The following is a 15,730-nucleotide window of genomic DNA, read 5'->3' as shown; positions in this document are numbered from 1 at the left end:
CTCAGGCCAGCGCGTGATCGGTCGAGTACGGCAGGGCGGGATGGGTTTCTCGTTCGGTCGTTGCCCGGCCTCCCCGGCGGGCATTGTCCCATGTTCGGGGACCGTGTGAAGGGAGGCTTCGACCGTCACCCGATCCGGCGGCCGTGCTCGGCGTCGAACAGGTGCAGATGCTCGCTCCGGGCGGCCAGCGGCAGGGTCTCGTGCGGGCGGATGTGGTGGATGCCGGGCAGCCGGACCGTGAAGGGACTGTCGAGGGCGACGCCGTGCACGATGGTCTCGGCCCCCTGCGGCTCGACCATGCGGACCGACAGGTGCAGGCAGGCGGTCTCCGGGTCGACGACCAGGTGCTCGGGCCGGATGCCGAGGGTCGCGCGGCCGGACGGCGCGTCGTGGCCGGCCAGCGCCAGGCGCTTGTCGCCGAACCGGGCCTCGCGCCCGGCCACCTCGGCGGCCAGGAAATTCATCGGCGGCGAGCCGATGAACGAGGCGACGAAGGTCGAGGCCGGCCGTTCGTAGACCTCGAGCGGGGCGCCGATCTGCTCGACATAGCCGCCGTTCATCACCACCAGCACGTCGCCCATGGTCATCGCCTCGACCTGGTCGTGGGTGACGTACAGCGAGGTGGCGCCGAGCTCCTCGTGCAGCCGCTTGATCTCCAGCCGCATGGTGACGCGCAGCTTGGCGTCGAGGTTGGACAGCGGCTCGTCGAACAGGAACACGTCCGGCTCGCGCACGATCGCCCGGCCCATGGCGACCCGCTGGCGCTGGCCGCCGGACAGCTGCCGCGGCTTGCGCTCCAGCAGCCCGCCCAGGTGCAGGATGTCGGCGGCGCGCTCGACCCGGCGGCGGATCTCGTCCTTCGGCGTGCCGCGCAGCTCCAGCCCGAAGGCGATGTTCCGGGCCACCGTCAGGTGCGGGTACAGCGCGTAGTTCTGGAACACCATGGCGACATTGCGGTCCTTCGGCTCGACGCCGGTGACGTCGCGACCGCCGATCCGGATGCTGCCGGCCGTCACGTCCTCCAGCCCGGCCACCATCCGCAGCAGCGTGGACTTGCCGCAGCCGGACGGGCCGACCACCACGGCGAACCGGCCATGGGCCACCGACAGGTCGACGCCGTGGATCACCTCGGTGGTGTCGAAAGACTTGCGGACGTCGGTGAGCTCGATCTGGGCCATGGCCTGCCTCCGTTGCGGCGATCGGGGTCCCATAGCCGGTTTGCGTGACGGTTTGATGAGAGCGGCGGCGGGTGGGTTCCGGATGAGCCGCGCTCGGAGCGCGCCTCTCCGGAATGACGACAGGGTTGGGGTGGCCGTTCTTCTCTCTAGTCGTCATTCCGGCCTGGATCGCCACAGGCGAGACAGAGCCGGAACCCACGGCGCGACGGGCCTTGCCGCCGATCCGTCGCCGAAGCTTCACGGATCCGCCGGCGAACCGACACACGCCGGTAACCGATCGCCGCCACCTTCCGCCCGGTTCGGGAACCGGTGCCGGAGGAAGCGCGAGTGGTGGCGGAGATCGAGGCCCGGGTCGGGTTGCCGACCGTGCTTGCGCGACGGTCGGCCGGCCGTCGGTCGCAGCTTGGCCGTGCCGCCCTGCTGCTGGCGCCGTCGCTGGTGTTCCTGGCGGCCTTCACCTACTGGCCGATCGGCCAGGTGATCGGCCAGGCGCTGACCATCGAGACCTTCGGCTCCGACACCGTCGGCTACGGCCTCGGCAACTTCGAGCGGCTGCTGGCCGACGCCAGCTTCGGCCGCGCCCTGCTCAACAACCTGGTCTACGCGCTCGGCACCATCGTGCCGTCGATCGCGATCGCCCTGGCGCTGGCGGTCGGCCTGCAGGACGCCACCCGCTTCAACGCCGGGCTGCGCACCGTGGTGTTCTTCCCGGTGCTGCTGCCGCTGGTCGCCGCCGCCGCGCTGTTCCTGTTCGTGTTCCTGCCGGGCATCGGGCTGCTCGACTACTACCTGGCCCGTCTCGGCGCCGGCAGCACCAACTGGCTGGGCGACCCGGACATCGCGCTGTGGTCGCTGATCGGCCTGACGGTCTGGAAGAACGCCGGCTACTACATGCTGTTCTTCCTGGCCGGGCTGCAGGCGATCCCGCTCGACCTGTACGAGGCGGCGCGCCTGGAGGGGGCGGGGGCCTGGGGCCGGTTCCGACGGATCACCCTGCCACTGCTCGGGCCGACCCTGGCGTTCGTGCTGGTGATCGCCCTGGTCAACGTGATCACCCAGGTCGACCACGTGGTGGTGCTGACCAAGGGCGGGCCGTCCGACTCCACCAACCTGCTGCTGTTCTACATCTACCAGCAGGCCCACGAGAACTACGACTACGGCAAGGCCGCCGCCGCCACCGTGCTGTCGGTCGCCGGCCTGCTGGCGCTGTCCTTGCTGTCGCTGCGCACGCTCGAGCGCGGCATCCACTACGAGGCCTGAGATGGCGAGGCCTGACATGACCCGGCACGCGAACCCGACGGCGCTGCTGGCCCTGGCCGCCCTGTCGGCAGTGGTGCTGGTGTGGTCGACGCCGCTGCTGTGGATGGCGATCGCGGCGTTCCGGCCGCAGAACTTCGGCGGGCTCGACATGGCGTCGCTGTGGCCGGACTTCGTGCCGACCCTCGACAACTTCGCCGAGGCGCTGGATTCCGCCGATTTCCCGCTGCTGTACCTGAACACCGTCCTGGTCTGCCTGGGCACCCTGGCGGTCCAGCTCACCACCGTGACGCTCGCCGGCTACGCCTTCGCGCGGCTGCGGTTTCGGGCCAAGGAACTGGTGTTCTACGGCTTCCTGCTCCAGCTCATGCTGGTGCCGCCGATCCTGATCGTTCCCAACCTGGTCACGATCACCCGGCTCGGCCTGTACGACAGCCTGCTCGGGGTGATGGCGCCGTACTTCGCCTCGGCGTTCGGCGTGTTCCTGATGCGCCAGACCTTCCGGACCATCCCGAAGGACTTCGAGGAGGCGGCGATCGTCGACGGCGCCACCTGGTGGCAGCTGGTCTGGCGGGTGCTGGTGCCGCTGGCCCGGCCCGGCATGGTGGCGTTCGGGATCGTGTCGGTGGTCAGCCACTGGAACGAGTTCCTGTGGCCGCTGATGGTCGTCTCCACGCCGGACAACCAGACCCTCACCATCGGTCTCGCCTCGTTCACCATGGGGGCCGAAAGCGCCTCGCAATGGGGCGTGATAGCGGCCGGCACCTTCCTGGTGGCCGCTCCTCTGCTGGCGGCGTTCGCGCTGTTCCAGCGCCAGTTCGTCAACTCGTTCCTGTTCTCAGGGGTCAAATAGGAGGCTACGGCGATGTCCCGTATCGCATCCGCCGCGCTCGCCGCGGCGCTGACGCTCGGTATCGGCTCGGGGGCGGCGCTCGCCGCCACCGACATCGAGATGTTCTTCCCGGTCCCGGTGGAGGGCAAGCTCGCCAAGGAGATGAAGAACCTGATGGATCGGTTCAACGCCGAGCATCCGGACATCAAGGCGACCGCGGTCTACACCGGCTCCTACGACGAGACCAACATCAAGACCCGGGCCGCCATCAAGGCCGGCCGGCCGCCGGCGGCGGTGATCATGAGCGCGAACTTCGTGCTCGAATACCAGATCAACGGCGAGATCCAGCCGCTCGACCCGCTGATCCAGGCCGACGGCCAGACCCCGGACGCCTTCATGGGCAAGTTCTGGCCGGCCCTGCACGGCAACGCCCGGTTCGCCGGCAAGGTGTGGGCGGCGCCGTTCCACAACTCGACGCCGCTGCTGTACTTCAACGCCGACCACTTCAAGGCGGCCGGGCTCGATCCGAACAACCCGCCGAAGACCTGGGCCGAGTGGGTCGACGCCGCCAAGAAGCTGACGGTGCGCGACGGCGACACCGTCAAGCGCTACGGCCTGATGCTGCCGGGCAACTACGACTATCTCGGCTGGGTCATGACCGCGCTGACCATGTCGAACGGCGGCCTGTACTACAACCCGGAGTTCGGCGGCGAGGTGTTCTACGACACCCCGTCGATGCTGGGCGCCCTGACCCTGGTCGACAACATGGCCCACAAGTACAAGGTGATGCCGGACGGCGTGACCGACGGCAAGGCGGTGTCGACCGCGTTCTTCGCCGGCCAGGCATCGATGGTGGTGCTGTCGACCGGCTCGCTGTCGTTCATCCGGCAGAACATGAAGGACAACTACGGCGTCGCCTTCGTGCCGCGCAACCTGCGCAACGCGGTCGCCATCGGCGGCGCCTCGCTGATCATGCCGAAGGGCCTGTCGGACGAGCGCAGGCAGGCGTCCTGGACCCTGATCAAGTGGCTGACCAGCCCCGAGATCTCCGGCCACTGGAGCCGCTTCACCGGCTACTTCGCGCCGAACAAGGGCGCCTACGAGCTGCCGGAGATGAAGACCTTCATCGCCGAGAACCCGGACGCCAAGGTCGCCCTCGACCAGCTGCAGTACGCCCAGTCCTGGTTCGCCACCTACAACACGGTGGCGGTCCGCAAGGCGCTGGAGGACGAGGTCCAGGCGGTGATCGCCGGCAAGAAGAAGCCGGCCGAGGCCCTGAAGGCGGCCCAGGCCAAGGCCGACGACATCATGCGCCCGTACGTCGAGCAGACCGCGCTGAACCTGCCGAACTGACGGCCCGACCGTCCGGACGGTCCGCCGGCACGGCCGGCGGACCGTTCGTCATTCCCCACCTCCTGATCCGGGGTTCCCCCATGCTGATCGCCCAACTCACCGACCTGCACGTCCGGCCGTCCGGCGTGCCGGCCTACCGCGTGGTCGAGGTCAACACCATGCTGGCCCGCGCGCTCGCCACCCTGCGCTCGCTCGACCCGCAGCCGGACGCCGTGATCCTGTCCGGCGACCTGACCGATTGCGGTCTTGCCGAGGAGTACGAGCTGCTGCGCCGCATGCTCGAGACGCTGGCGATGCCGGTCTACCTGATCCCCGGCAACCACGACCGCCGCGGCCCGCTTCGCGAGGTGTTCGCCGGCTGGCCGACGCTCGGCGACGATCCCGGGTTCGTCGACTTCGCGGCCGATATCGGCCCGATGCGCCTGGTCGGCGTCGACAGCGTGGTGCCCGGCCACGGCCATGGGGCGCTGTGCGAGCGCCGGCTGGCCCGGCTGCGCGCGACCCTGGCGGAGGCCGCCGACCGGCCGACCCTGCTGGCGCTGCACCACCCGCCGTTCCCGTGCGGCATCGAGCACATGGACAGCATCCGGCTGCTCGACGGCGCCGAGGAGCTGCGGGCGATCGTCGCGGCCAACCCGCAGGTCGAGCGCGTGCTGTGCGGCCACCACCACCGCCCGATCCAGGCGCGCTGGGCCGGCACGGTCGCGCAGATCGCGCCGTCGGTCGCCCATCAGGTCGAATACCGCCTCGATCCCGGCGCCGACGGCCTGTTCGTGCTGGAGCCGCCGGCCTTCCTGACCCATGCCTGGATCGAGGGTGTCGGCGTGGTGACCCACCAGGTCTATGTCGAACGCTACCCGGGGCCGTACCCGTTCATCCTCGACCCGGACTATCCCGGCGCCGAGGTGTGACGGGGCGGCCGACGCCGCCTCCCCCTGGCCGAACCCGCCCGGGCGCCGTACATAGGTCGGATGGACTTCCGCCGCCTCGCCCGGTTCCTGACGATCCCGCTCGGCCTCGTGCTGGCGGCGGCGCTCTCGTTCGGGGCCGACGCCGCCGGCGCCGGCGCCGACGGTCGGGTGGCGGTGGCGCCGGATGCGGCGCCGTGGCGGTCGGTCGGTCGCCTGAACGTCGCCGGGTTCCGGATCCGGCGGCACTGCACGGCCACGCTGGTCGCGCCTGACCTCGCCCTGACCGCGCGGCACTGCCTGCGCGGCTTCCGCGGTGAGGAATGGGTGGCGCCCGACCTCGTGCACTTCCTGCCCGGATACAGCCGCGGCGGCTACCTGGAACACCGCCAGGCGGTCGGCTACGAACCGGTCGGCGACGAGGCGGTGCTGGTCCGCCTGGACGGCCGGGCGAAGGTCGAGCCGGTGCCGATCGCGGCCCCCGGCACCCAGCCCGGGACGGCGCTGTTCGAGGCCGGCTACAGCGGCGACAAGGGGCATGTGCTCACGGTCGACCCGGCCTGCCGGTTCCTCGGCTGGTCGCCGGAAGGCCTGTGGCGGCACGACTGCGAGGCCATCGGCGGCGATTCCGGGGCGCCGATCCTGGTCGACACCGGCGCCGGGCTGGCGGTGGCGGCGATCCATATCGGCCGACGCGGCAGCGAGGGGCTGGCGGAGCCGCTGGACGTCGGGCGCCTGCGGCGGCACGCGGCGCGGTAGCGCGGCCTGCGGGGGCCTGCCGCAACGCTCTCTTGACCGGGCGCCGCCGCCTCACCAAATTCTACGGCGTGCGGACCGCGGCCTCGCGGAGCGGTCCGCATTCGGCGCCGCACGCCGCGGGTCGAGTGTTGGGGTTCTCGCTCGCGTGAGGAGACGCCGATGTCGCGTATGTCACTGTTCAATTCGCCGCTGCTGCTGGGCTTCGATCATTTCGAGCGCGCCCTGGACCGGGTGCAGAAGGCCCAGGCGGACGGCTACCCGCCCTACAACATCGAGCAGACCTCCGAGAACGGCCTGCGGATCACCCTTGCGGTGGCCGGGTTCTCGATGGACGACCTGAGCGTGCAGATCGAGGACAACCAGCTGGTGGTGCGCGGCCGGCAGGCCGACGACGACAGCCGCATCTACCTGCACCGCGGAATCGCGGCGCGCCAGTTCCTGCGCACCTTCGTGCTCGCCGAGGGCATCCGGGTCGAGGGCGCCGAACTCGACAACGGCCTGCTGCACATCGACCTGGTCCGCCCGGTCCCGGAGACCAAGGTCCACACCATCGAGATCCGCGGGGCGGACAAGAAGGCCAAGAGCCGGACCATCGACGTCACGCCGGAAACCGAGTGACATCCCCCGGCCGACATCCCGCGGGCTGCCGCCGGTGCGGGGCCCATATCCAGACGTACCGAATGCTCCGGGTCTGAGGGACCGGGCAGAGGAGGTGACGATGAACGACAGTATCCGCCGGATCAGCCCGGAAGCGTTGGCCGCCCTGGGCGTCAACCAGATCGCCTACGTCAAGCCGGTCGAGATCGAGCACGAGATGCGGTTCGCGGTGCACACCGCCGACGGGACCGGCGTCACGGTTTTCCCGAGCCTGGAACTCGCCCGCCTCGCCATCCGCCAGAACGACCTGGAGCCGGTCAGCGTCCACTGAGGGTGGCGGCGGCTGCTCATCCTCCGTCCGTCGCCTCGTGGGTCCCGGATCGGCCACGCTGGCGCGCGTCCGTCCGGGATGACGTCAGGAAAGGTGATGATCGCGGATTGGCCGCTGGCGGCGACATCATGATTCGGCGCGATGTGCGAAAGGGCGGCGTCCCCCAACTGGACGTCATCCCGGCCGTAGCGATGCAGTCGCGGAGAGCCGGGACCCACGAAGCGACGGGCTTCCGCGGACAGCCGCCTCAGGCGGCGTGGCTGGCGGTGGTGTCGGTGAACAGGGCGTAGATCGCGTCGCGGCTCTCGCAGCCGCGCAGCTTGTTGCACACCGTACGGTCGCGCAGCAGCCGCGACACCCGGGCCAGCGCCTTCAGGTGGTCGGCCCCGGCGCTCTCCGGCGCCAGCAGCAGGAACAGCAGGTCCACCGGCTCGTCGTCGATCGAGTCGAAGTCGATCGGCTGCTCCATGCGGGCGAACACGCCGTACAGGCGGTCGAGCTTGGCCAGCTTGCCGTGCGGGATGGCGATGCCGTGGCCGACGCCGGTCGTGCCGAGCCGCTCGCGCTCCAGCAGGACGTCGAAGATCTCCCGCGACTCGATGCCGGTCAGCTCGCTCGCCTTGCGGGCCAACTCCTGGAGCGCCTGCTTCTTGCTCGGCGCCCGGAGCGTGGGAATGATCGCGTCGCTTGAGATCAAGTCCGTGATATCCATCGCTGCAATCGTCCTTTCGCCGTCCGGCGCGTCCCGACGCCGGCGGTGTCGTGTCGTCGTCAGCTCTGGGAGGGGCTCGGCGGGTCGACCCAGCCGACGTTTCCGTCCGGCCGGCGGTAGACCATGTTCAGCCCGCCATGCGCCCGGTTCCGGAACATCAAAGCCGGCGCGCTGGCCAGATCCATGCGCATCACGGCCTCGCCGACCGTGAGCATCTCGATGTTGGTCTCCATCTCGGCGACCACGACCGGCTCCCAGCCGTCGCCGCCTTCCGGCTCCGGGCCCTCCTCGGCCTCGGCCGCCAGCACGTACTGGGCCGCCGGAACCGCCTCGCCGTTGTGGCCGCGGTGGTGGTCGCGCAGGCGCCGCTTGTAGCGCCGAAGCTGCTTGTCGATGCGCTCGGCGGCGGCGTCGAAAGCGGTGTGGGCGTCGTTGCTGCTGCCCTCGGAGGTCACGGAGATGCCCTTGCCGATGTGCACGTTGATGTCGGCTTGGAGCTCCGAGCCCTCGCGCGACAGCGTCACCGTCGCGTCGATCGGGTTGGCGAAGTACTTGGCGGCGATCTGCTCGACCGTCGTCTCGATGCGCTCGCGCAGCGCATCGCCCACGTCGAGCTGCTTGCCCTGGACCGAAATCTTCATCGCTCTGTCCGTGTGGTTGTCCCACATTCCGACATGGGGTCGACGCGACCCGGTCGAAAGAGGCTCTCTCCCCGTTGGAGACGGCCGCGCGCCCCTTTTCGGGATCCCGCGCGCGAGGCCGCGGAACCTAGTCGTGCGGGGCACCGGCGTCAAGTCGCGATAAATGCCACCCTCCCTGGTCGGCCATGCGTCCCCGGCACGGCTTCAGCCGCGTGCCGGAAGGGCCACCAGCATCGCCTTCTCGCGGCGCCGCTGGACGCTGGACGGGATTCGCAACGCTTCCCGGTACTTGGCGACCGTCCGGCGCGCGATATCCACGCCGTCGGCCCGCAGCAGCTCGACGATGCGGTCGTCGGACAGTACCGCGGAAGGGGGCTCGGCGTCGATCAGCCGCTTGATGCGGTCGCGCACCGCCTCCGCGGAATGCGCCTCGCCGCCGCCGGCCGACGCGATCGCCGCGGTGAAGAAGTACTTCAGCTCGAAGATGCCGCGCGGGGTCGCCACGAACTTGTTGCTGGTCACCCGGCTGACCGTGCTCTCGTGCATGCCGATGGCGTCGGCGATGTCGCGCAGCACCAGCGGCCGAAGGTGCTGGACCCCGTGCTCCAGGAAGCCGCCCTGCTGGCGCACGATCTCGGTCGCCACCTTCAGGATGGTGGTGGCGCGCTGGTGCAGCGAGCGGACCAGCCAGTTCGCCGACTGCAGGCAGTCCGACAGGTACTCCTTGGCCTTCTTGTCCTTGGCGGTCCGGCCCGAGACCTCGGAAAAATAGGCGTTGTTGACCAGCACCCGCGGCAGGGTGTCGGTGTTCAGCTCGATCGCCCAGCCGCCGTCGGGGCCGCGCCGCACGATCACGTCCGGTACCACCGGCTGGTCCAGCGGCGGCTCGAACGCCTCCCCCGGCTTCGGGTTCAGCGACTTGATCTCGGCGATCATCTCGCCGAGGTCCTCGTCGTCGACGCCGCACACGCGCCGCAGCCCGGCGAAGTCGCGCTGGGCCAGCATCGGCAGGTTGGCGAGCAGCGCCTCCATGCACGGGTCGTAGCGGTTGCGGTCGCGCAGCTGCAGCGCCAGGCATTCCTTGAGGTCGCGGGCGAACACCCCGGCCGGGTCCAGGCGCTGCAGGCGTTCCAGCACCCGCTCGACGTCGTCCGGCGAACAGCCGAGCTGCTCGGCCAGCGGCTCGACCGGCCCGGACAGGTAGCCGGCGGCGTCGACCATGTCGATCAGGTGGGCGGCGATCAGCCGGTCGGCCGGGTCGGCGATCTCGATCGCCATCTGGTCCAGCAGGTGGTCGCGCAGGGTCTTGGTCTCGGACAGGGTGTGCTCGAGGCCGAACTCGTCGCCGTCGCCGCCGTGTCCGCCGGTGCTCCGCCAGCCGGCCAGCTCGCCGGCACCGGCGCCCATCGCCGCCACGCCGTCGCTCTCCTCGATGCCGGCGCTGCCCCAGTTGTTGTCGTAGTCGACGTCGCTGGGGTCCTCGGCGGCGTTCGGCAGGGTCTCGTTGGCGGCCCGCTCGGCGGTGTCGCGCACCCGCTCGGCCGGTTCCTCGCTCTCGTGACGCAGCAGGTTGTCGCGCTCGACCGCTTCCAGGGTGGCCGGGCCCTCGCCGTCGTCCCGCTCGAGCAGCGGGTTCTGGGCGAGCTCGCCCTCGACGTACTCGGTCAGCTCCAGGTTGTTGAGCTGCAGCAGCTTGATCGCCTGCTGCAGCTGTGGCGTCAGGACCAGGGATTGCGAGTGGCGAAGATCGAGCCGTTGCGAAAGCGCCATCGGCTACATCCGTCAGAGGCTGAACCGCTCTCCGAGGTAGAAGCGCCGGACGTCGCGGTGCGCGACGATGTCATCCGGCGCCCCTTCCATCAGCACCATGCCGTCATGGAGGATGTAGGCGCGGTCCACGATGTCGAGCGTCTCCCGGACGTTGTGGTCGGTGATCAGCACCCCGAGGCCGCGATCGGTCAGGTGCGAGATCAGGTCGCGGATCTCCGAGACCGCGATCGGGTCGATGCCGGCCAGCGGCTCGTCGAGCAGGATGAAGTGCGGCTGCGAGGCCAGCGCGCGGGCGATCTCGACGCGCCGGCGCTCGCCGCCCGACAGGGCCAGGGCGGGGGTGCGCCGCAGGTGGCTGATCGAGAACTCGGCCAGCAGGTCGTCCAGCATGGCGTCGCGCCGGTTGGCGTTCGATTCCACCACCTCCAGCACCGCCCGGATGTTCTGCTCGACGGTCAGGCCGCGGAAGATCGAGGCCTCCTGCGGCAGGTAGCCGATGCCGAGCCGGGCGCGGCGATACATCGGCAGGTCGGTGATGTCGTGCCCGTCCAGGGTGACCGAGCCGGAATCCGCCGAGATCAGGCCGGTGATGACATAGAAGCAGGTGGTCTTGCCGGCGCCGTTCGGGCCCAGCAGGCCGACCGCCTCGCCGCGCCGCACGTTGACCGACACGTCGCGCAGCACCGGCCGCTTCTTGAAGCGCTTGCCGATGTTGCGGGCCGCCAGCCCGTCCGGCGTCCGGCCGTCGGAGGTCTTCACCAGGCGCGGGCGCGGACCCGGCGTGGCCGTGGCATCCTCCTCGCGACCGGTCATGCGTCGAGCGCTCCTCTCCGTTCGTTCCCGGTGCCGGTCACTCCGGCGCCGGTCAATTCGGCGTCGTGCCCGGGGTGAACAACCCCTTGACCCGGCCGCCGTCCTTGCCGCCGGGCAACAGGCGGCTGATGCCGGTGTTGAGGTTGACCACCGCACGCTCGCCGTTGAGCTGATTCTTGCCGCGCGTGATCCGCACGTTCCCGTTCAGCGTGGCCGTCCCCTTGAGCGCATTATAGACCCCTTCGTTGCCGCGGGCGACCTCCTGCGGCGTGGTGATCACCACATTGCCGTCGGCCTCGACGCGCTGGAGGGCGGTCTTGCCCTGCTTGTCCTCCGCGAAGAACGCGGTCATCAGGTCGGCCCGGATCCGCTGGTTGTCGCGAATGGCGGTGGCGTCGCCGCGGGCCACCGCGACGTGCTTCTCCTGCCAGTACTCCAGGCTCTCGCGCGCGGTGATCAGGTCCTGGGCGTTGCGGAACTGCAGGTCGCGGCCGGTCAGCCTGACCAGGGCCTTGTCCAGCACGTAGACCGCCTTGTCGCCGGTGGCGCGCTCGCGCGGGGTGGCGATCACCACGTTGCCCTCGGCCACGATCCGGAAGATCTCCGAGGTGCCGTCCGGCTTCTCGCGGTAGTGGGCGGTCAGGCTGTCGGCGGTCACCTCGGTGTCGCCGCGGGTCGCCTTGGCGTTGCCGCGCGCCACGTAGACCTTGGAATCGCGGATCCACTCGATGCCCTGGTCGGCCTCGACGGTGACCGGGACGTTGCCGTCGCCCGTGCCCTGCAGCAGCTGGGCGGCCGCCGGCCCGGCCGCCGCCGCGAGCAGGAGCGCCGCCAGCAGGGCGGCGCGGCGAACGGACATGAAGGACACTCCCGGACCGGCCGTCATCCGCCGGTCCCGGAGCCGTACAGCACCGCCCTGGCCTTGCCGGTGAACACCACGCGGGCGCCGCGGTCGTACAGCCGGAAGCCCTCGCCGGTGACGTTGCCGGTCGGGCTCTGGCCGGTGGTCGGTGTGTCGCTGGTCGCCGAGCCGTCGCCGAAGTTGACGCGGGCGGTGTCGGACGCGAGCTGGTGGCCGGCTTCGTGGTACACGGCGACGCCGCCGCCGAGGTCGACCGTCTCGACGCGCTTGTGCCACACGCCGCTGCCGGCGGTCAAGGTGATCCAGGCGCCGCTCTCGGTCATCATGTCGGCCTGCGGCCTGTCCAGATAGACGGCGTCGGCGGACTCGCTCTCCTGGCGGGCCGAGGCGGCGATGATCTCGTACGGGCGGTCCTTCTCGTCGACGCCGACGAAGCGCGGATTGGCGACCCGCAGGGTGTCGGCGTCGGACGACGAGATCCGCTTGCCGCCGATCGTGTCGATCGGGTCCTGCAGGAGCTGCGGCCAGACCACCACCAGCGCGATCAGGCACAGCGCGATCGCCGGCAGCAGCATCTTCATCGCCGCCACCAGGCGGCTCGACCGGGCGGTGGCGAACGATCGCCGGGCCGCCGGGCGCTGCCGGCGCTCGGCGGGGGCGGTGACGCTCGGATCTGTGGTCGCCACGGTCGCCTGGACTCGCTGATTGGCTCGCTGAATCATTCGCTTGAGCTTATACCGCGTCGCTGCGCCGGCGGGTAGCCGGCGCGGCATTCCGTCCGGTCAGGTGGTGTCGGGAGCCGGCTGCCGGAACGTCAGTGCGCGAAAATGTCCTCTTCGGCATAGCCGATCAGGTCGAGGGCGGCGCGGGTGCCGAGGAACCGGAAGCAGTCGGCGGCGATCGCGGCCCGGCCCTCGCGGGCCAGCATGGCGTCCAGCTTGTCCTTCAGGGCGTGCAGGTGCAGCACGTCGGAGGCGGCGTAGGCCTGCTGCTCGGCCGACAGCTCGGCCGCTCCCCAGTCCGACGACTGCTGCTGCTTGGAGAGTTCGACCCCCAGCAGCTCGCGGCACAGGTCCTTGAGGCCGTGCCGGTCGGTGTAGGTCCGGACCAGCTTGGAGGCGATCTTGGTACAATAGATCGGTGCGGTGTCGACGCCGAGAAACGCCTTCATCACGGCGACGTCGAAGCGCGCGAAGTGGAACAGCTTGAGGACCGCCGGATCGGCCAGCAGGCGGCGCAGGTTCGGGGCGTCGTAGGAACCGGGCGCGAACTGCACCAGGTGGGCGTTGCCGTCGCCGGCCGAGAGCTGCACCACGCACAGCCGGTCGCGCACCGGGCGCAGCCCCATGGTCTCGCTGTCGACGGCCACGACGGGGCCGAGGTCGAGTCCGTCGGGCAGGTCGCCCTGGTGAAGCGTCACCGTCATGCCGCGACCCTATCGGGGAGAGAATGGTGCCCAGGAGAAGACTCGAACTTCCACGACCGTACGGTCACTAGCACCTGAAGCTAGCGCGTCTACCAATTCCGCCACCTGGGCAGGCTGCGGAGGCGCCGTCGGCGCCGTCACGGGAGCGCACATTTAGTGGCGGCCCACGCCGCTGTCAAAGGGTTTTCGTCGTCGGTCCAAAACTGGCGAATTCCTCCTCCCCCTCGACCGCCCGGCTGTACTATAAGCCGTTGCGTCACGCTCACCGCCGGAGAGGAAGGTGCCATGCAGGGCCAGCTCGCCACCGTGTTCGGAGCCTCGGGTTTCATCGGGCGCAACATCGTGCGGGAACTCGCCGCCCGGGGCGTGCGGGTCAACGCGGTGTGCCGCGACGCCGAGCAGGCGAAGTTCCTGAAGCCGATGGGCGCCGTCGGGCAGGTCACGCCGATGCGCGCCGACGTCACCGACCCGGCGGCGGTGGCGCGCGCGGTCGCCGGCGCCGACATGGTGATCAACCTGGTCGGCATCCTGTACCAGTCCGGCCGCAACACCTTCGACGCGGTCCAGGCAACCGCGCCGGGCACCATCGCCAAGGCCGCCGCCGACGCCGGCGTCCGGGCCCTGGTCCACGTCTCGGCGATCGGCGCCGACGCCGACAGCCGCTCGGCCTACGCCCGCAGCAAGGCGGCCGGCGAGGCGGCGGTGCGTGCGGCGTTCCCGGCCGCCACCGTCCTGCGCCCGTCGATCGTGTTCGGGGCCAACGATTCGTTCTTCAACCGGTTCGCCGCGATGGCGCAGGTGATGCCGTTCCTGCCGCTGATCGGCGGCGGCGCCAACAAGTTCCAGCCGGTCTATGTCGACGACGTCGCGGATGCGGCGATCGCCGCGCTGCAGCGCCCGGAGGCCGCCGGCAAGACCTACGAGCTCGGCGGCCCGTCGACCTATACGTTCCGGCAGCTGCTGGAGCTGATGCTGGTGGAGATCCGCCGCCGTCGGCCGCTGGTGACGGTGCCGTTCTGGCTGGCGTCGCTGCAGGCGGCGGTCCTGGAACTGCTGCCGGTGCCGCCGCTGACCCGCGACCAGATCGAGCTGCTGAAGCGGGACAACGTGGTGGCGCCGGGCGCGTCGACGCTCGCCGACCTCGGCGTCGACCCGACCCCGCTGGAGATCGTGCTGCCGACCTACCTGGACGCGTTCCGGCTCGGCGGCCGCTATGCCGGCGGCCGGGCCCACGCCTGACCTTCGGCCTCGACCGGTCCCGCCGCGCCCGGTCCGACCCGGAAGCGCCGGTCAGCCCATATAGATCCAGGCCAGCAGCGCGCCGCCGAGGGCGATCCGGTACAGCACGAACGGCAGGAAGCTGGCGCGTCGCAGCCAGCCCATCATCGCGACGATCGCGATCAGGGCGGTGATCAGCGCCAGTCCGCCGGCGACGAAGGCGTCGGCGGTCAACTGCGCGTCGCCGGTCTTGTACAGGTCGTAGCCGGCGAGCGAGCCGGCCGCGACGATCGCGGGGATCGCGAGCAGCATCGAGAACCGTGCGGCCTCGGCCCGCTCGAAGCCGAGCAGGCGGGCGGCGGTCATGGTGATGCCGGAGCGGCTGGTGCCCGGGATCAGCGCCAGGACCTGCGAGAAGCCGATGAACAGGGCGCCGCCGTAGCCCAGGTGCTCGATCCGGCGGACCGTCATGCCGGAACGGTCGACCACCCACAGCAGGATGCCGAAGCCGAGCGTGGCCCAGGCGATCACCTCGACCGACCGCAGAGTGTCGCCGAGATAGCGCGAGTCCAGGTAGCCGGCGGCCACCAGCGGCAGGGTGCCGACCACCAGCTGCAGCGCCAGCCGGGCCCCGGGGTCGGCACGTCCGCGCAGCGCCCGTCCCAGCCCCGCCAGCATGCGGATCACGTCGCGCCAGAGATACAGGATGACGGCACCGAGAGTGCCGACATGCACCGCCACGTCTATCAGGGGCCCCTGGTCGGCGGCGCCGGTGACGTAGGGCACCAGGATCAGGTGGGCCGAGGAACTGATCGGCAGAAACTCGGTGATGCCCTGGACGACGGCCAGGACGATCAGCTGTTCGACAGTCACGAGAGACGCTCCCGGTCGTGGGGGTCGCCGCGACTCCCCGGTAGACGGCCGGAAACATTAGTCATTCGGCATCGTACAGGACAGGCGGTAAAATCGTCGCAATACGATACTAATATGCGTGACCCGGTGAGGGCGCCATTGCGACGGGCCGGAACGGGAGCGGTGTCGGGACGGAATTAGTCAACATAATTGACCTAATA

General features: G+C 70.3%; 17 protein-coding genes and 1 tRNA gene. 8 read left to right on the top strand and 10 right to left on the bottom strand.

All coding sequences use genetic code 11. The features are described 5' to 3' along the window. Positions 1-125: 125 nt before the first annotated feature. Positions 126-1,178 carry an ABC transporter ATP-binding protein gene (locus IE246_RS27615; protein ID WP_189995883.1) on the bottom strand — a complete coding sequence of 351 codons (1,053 nt, stop codon included), beginning with the start codon at positions 1,176-1,178 and terminating at the stop codon, positions 126-128. A 330-nt stretch (positions 1,179-1,508) separates the two neighbouring features. On the opposite strand from IE246_RS27615, the gene IE246_RS27610 reads away from it, so the two are divergent. From IE246_RS27610 to IE246_RS27580, 7 genes are all read left to right on the top strand, one after another. Further along, the gene (locus IE246_RS27610; RefSeq protein ID WP_229837542.1) at positions 1,509-2,438 is read left to right on the top strand and encodes a carbohydrate ABC transporter permease; all 930 of its coding nucleotides are present in this window, start codon (positions 1,509-1,511) and stop codon (positions 2,436-2,438) included. A gap of 16 nt (positions 2,439-2,454) precedes the next feature. Continuing rightward, positions 2,455-3,288 (top strand): carbohydrate ABC transporter permease, encoded by an 834-nt coding sequence (locus IE246_RS27605; RefSeq protein ID WP_189995881.1) that lies wholly within the window; start codon positions 2,455-2,457, stop codon positions 3,286-3,288. A gap of 12 nt (positions 3,289-3,300) precedes the next feature. Beyond that, entirely contained in the window at positions 3,301-4,620 is a 1,320-nt protein-coding gene (locus IE246_RS27600) for an ABC transporter substrate-binding protein (RefSeq protein ID WP_189995879.1), read from the top strand. Positions 4,621-4,700: 80 nt separating this feature from the next. Beyond that, positions 4,701-5,531 (top strand): phosphodiesterase, encoded by an 831-nt coding sequence (locus IE246_RS27595; RefSeq protein WP_189995877.1) that lies wholly within the window; start codon positions 4,701-4,703, stop codon positions 5,529-5,531. A gap of 60 nt (positions 5,532-5,591) precedes the next feature. Further along, positions 5,592-6,287, top strand: a complete 696-nt coding sequence (locus IE246_RS27590) for a trypsin-like serine peptidase (RefSeq protein ID WP_189995875.1) — start codon at positions 5,592-5,594, stop codon at positions 6,285-6,287. A gap of 159 nt (positions 6,288-6,446) precedes the next feature. Continuing rightward, entirely contained in the window at positions 6,447-6,905 is a 459-nt protein-coding gene (locus IE246_RS27585; RefSeq protein WP_189995874.1) for an Hsp20 family protein, read from the top strand. 100 nt (positions 6,906-7,005) lie between these two features. After that, positions 7,006-7,215, top strand: a complete 210-nt coding sequence (locus IE246_RS27580) for a DUF1150 family protein (protein WP_189995872.1) — start codon at positions 7,006-7,008, stop codon at positions 7,213-7,215. Positions 7,216-7,462: 247 nt separating this feature from the next. Here IE246_RS27580 and ptsN read toward each other — a convergent pair whose 3' ends face one another. From ptsN to IE246_RS27540, 8 genes are all read right to left on the bottom strand, one after another. Continuing rightward, on the bottom strand, positions 7,463-7,927 hold the full coding sequence (ptsN, locus tag IE246_RS27575; protein ID WP_189995870.1) for a PTS IIA-like nitrogen regulatory protein PtsN: 465 nt from the start codon (positions 7,925-7,927) through the stop codon (positions 7,463-7,465). A gap of 59 nt (positions 7,928-7,986) precedes the next feature. Further along, complete coding sequence (gene hpf / locus IE246_RS27570) at positions 7,987-8,568, bottom strand: ribosome hibernation-promoting factor, HPF/YfiA family (RefSeq protein ID WP_189995868.1); 582 nt, start codon at positions 8,566-8,568, stop codon at positions 7,987-7,989. A 204-nt stretch (positions 8,569-8,772) separates the two neighbouring features. Then, positions 8,773-10,338 carry an RNA polymerase factor sigma-54 gene (gene rpoN / locus IE246_RS27565; protein ID WP_189995866.1) on the bottom strand — a complete coding sequence of 522 codons (1,566 nt, stop codon included), beginning with the start codon at positions 10,336-10,338 and terminating at the stop codon, positions 8,773-8,775. A 12-nt stretch (positions 10,339-10,350) separates the two neighbouring features. After that, positions 10,351-11,151, bottom strand: coding sequence for an LPS export ABC transporter ATP-binding protein (gene lptB / locus IE246_RS27560; protein ID WP_189995864.1), 801 nt, complete (start codon positions 11,149-11,151; stop codon positions 10,351-10,353). 52 nt (positions 11,152-11,203) lie between these two features. Further along, the gene (locus IE246_RS27555; protein WP_189995862.1) at positions 11,204-12,010 is read right to left on the bottom strand and encodes an LptA/OstA family protein; all 807 of its coding nucleotides are present in this window, start codon (positions 12,008-12,010) and stop codon (positions 11,204-11,206) included. Positions 12,011-12,033: 23 nt separating this feature from the next. After that, on the bottom strand, positions 12,034-12,699 hold the full coding sequence (gene lptC, locus IE246_RS27550) for an LPS export ABC transporter periplasmic protein LptC (RefSeq protein WP_189995859.1): 666 nt from the start codon (positions 12,697-12,699) through the stop codon (positions 12,034-12,036). Between the two features lie 128 nt (positions 12,700-12,827). Further along, the gene (locus IE246_RS27545; protein ID WP_189995858.1) at positions 12,828-13,439 is read right to left on the bottom strand and encodes a ribonuclease D; all 612 of its coding nucleotides are present in this window, start codon (positions 13,437-13,439) and stop codon (positions 12,828-12,830) included. Between the two features lie 24 nt (positions 13,440-13,463). Then, a tRNA-Leu gene (locus tag IE246_RS27540) sits at positions 13,464-13,550 on the bottom strand. A gap of 174 nt (positions 13,551-13,724) precedes the next feature. On the opposite strand from IE246_RS27540, the gene IE246_RS27535 reads away from it, so the two are divergent. After that, complete coding sequence (locus IE246_RS27535; protein ID WP_189995856.1) at positions 13,725-14,678, top strand: complex I NDUFA9 subunit family protein; 954 nt, start codon at positions 13,725-13,727, stop codon at positions 14,676-14,678. Positions 14,679-14,729: 51 nt separating this feature from the next. On the opposite strand, the gene IE246_RS27530 is transcribed toward IE246_RS27535, so the two are convergent. After that, positions 14,730-15,530, bottom strand: coding sequence for an undecaprenyl-diphosphate phosphatase (locus IE246_RS27530; protein ID WP_189995854.1), 801 nt, complete (start codon positions 15,528-15,530; stop codon positions 14,730-14,732). Between the last annotated feature and the right edge of the window lie 200 nt (positions 15,531-15,730).

This window comes from Thalassobaculum fulvum, assembly GCF_014652915.1.
GTDB lineage: Bacteria > Pseudomonadota > Alphaproteobacteria > Thalassobaculales > Thalassobaculaceae > Thalassobaculum_A > Thalassobaculum_A fulvum.
Note: the sequence above shows the minus strand (reverse complement) of the source record. Positions and strands in the feature narration are given on the sequence as shown.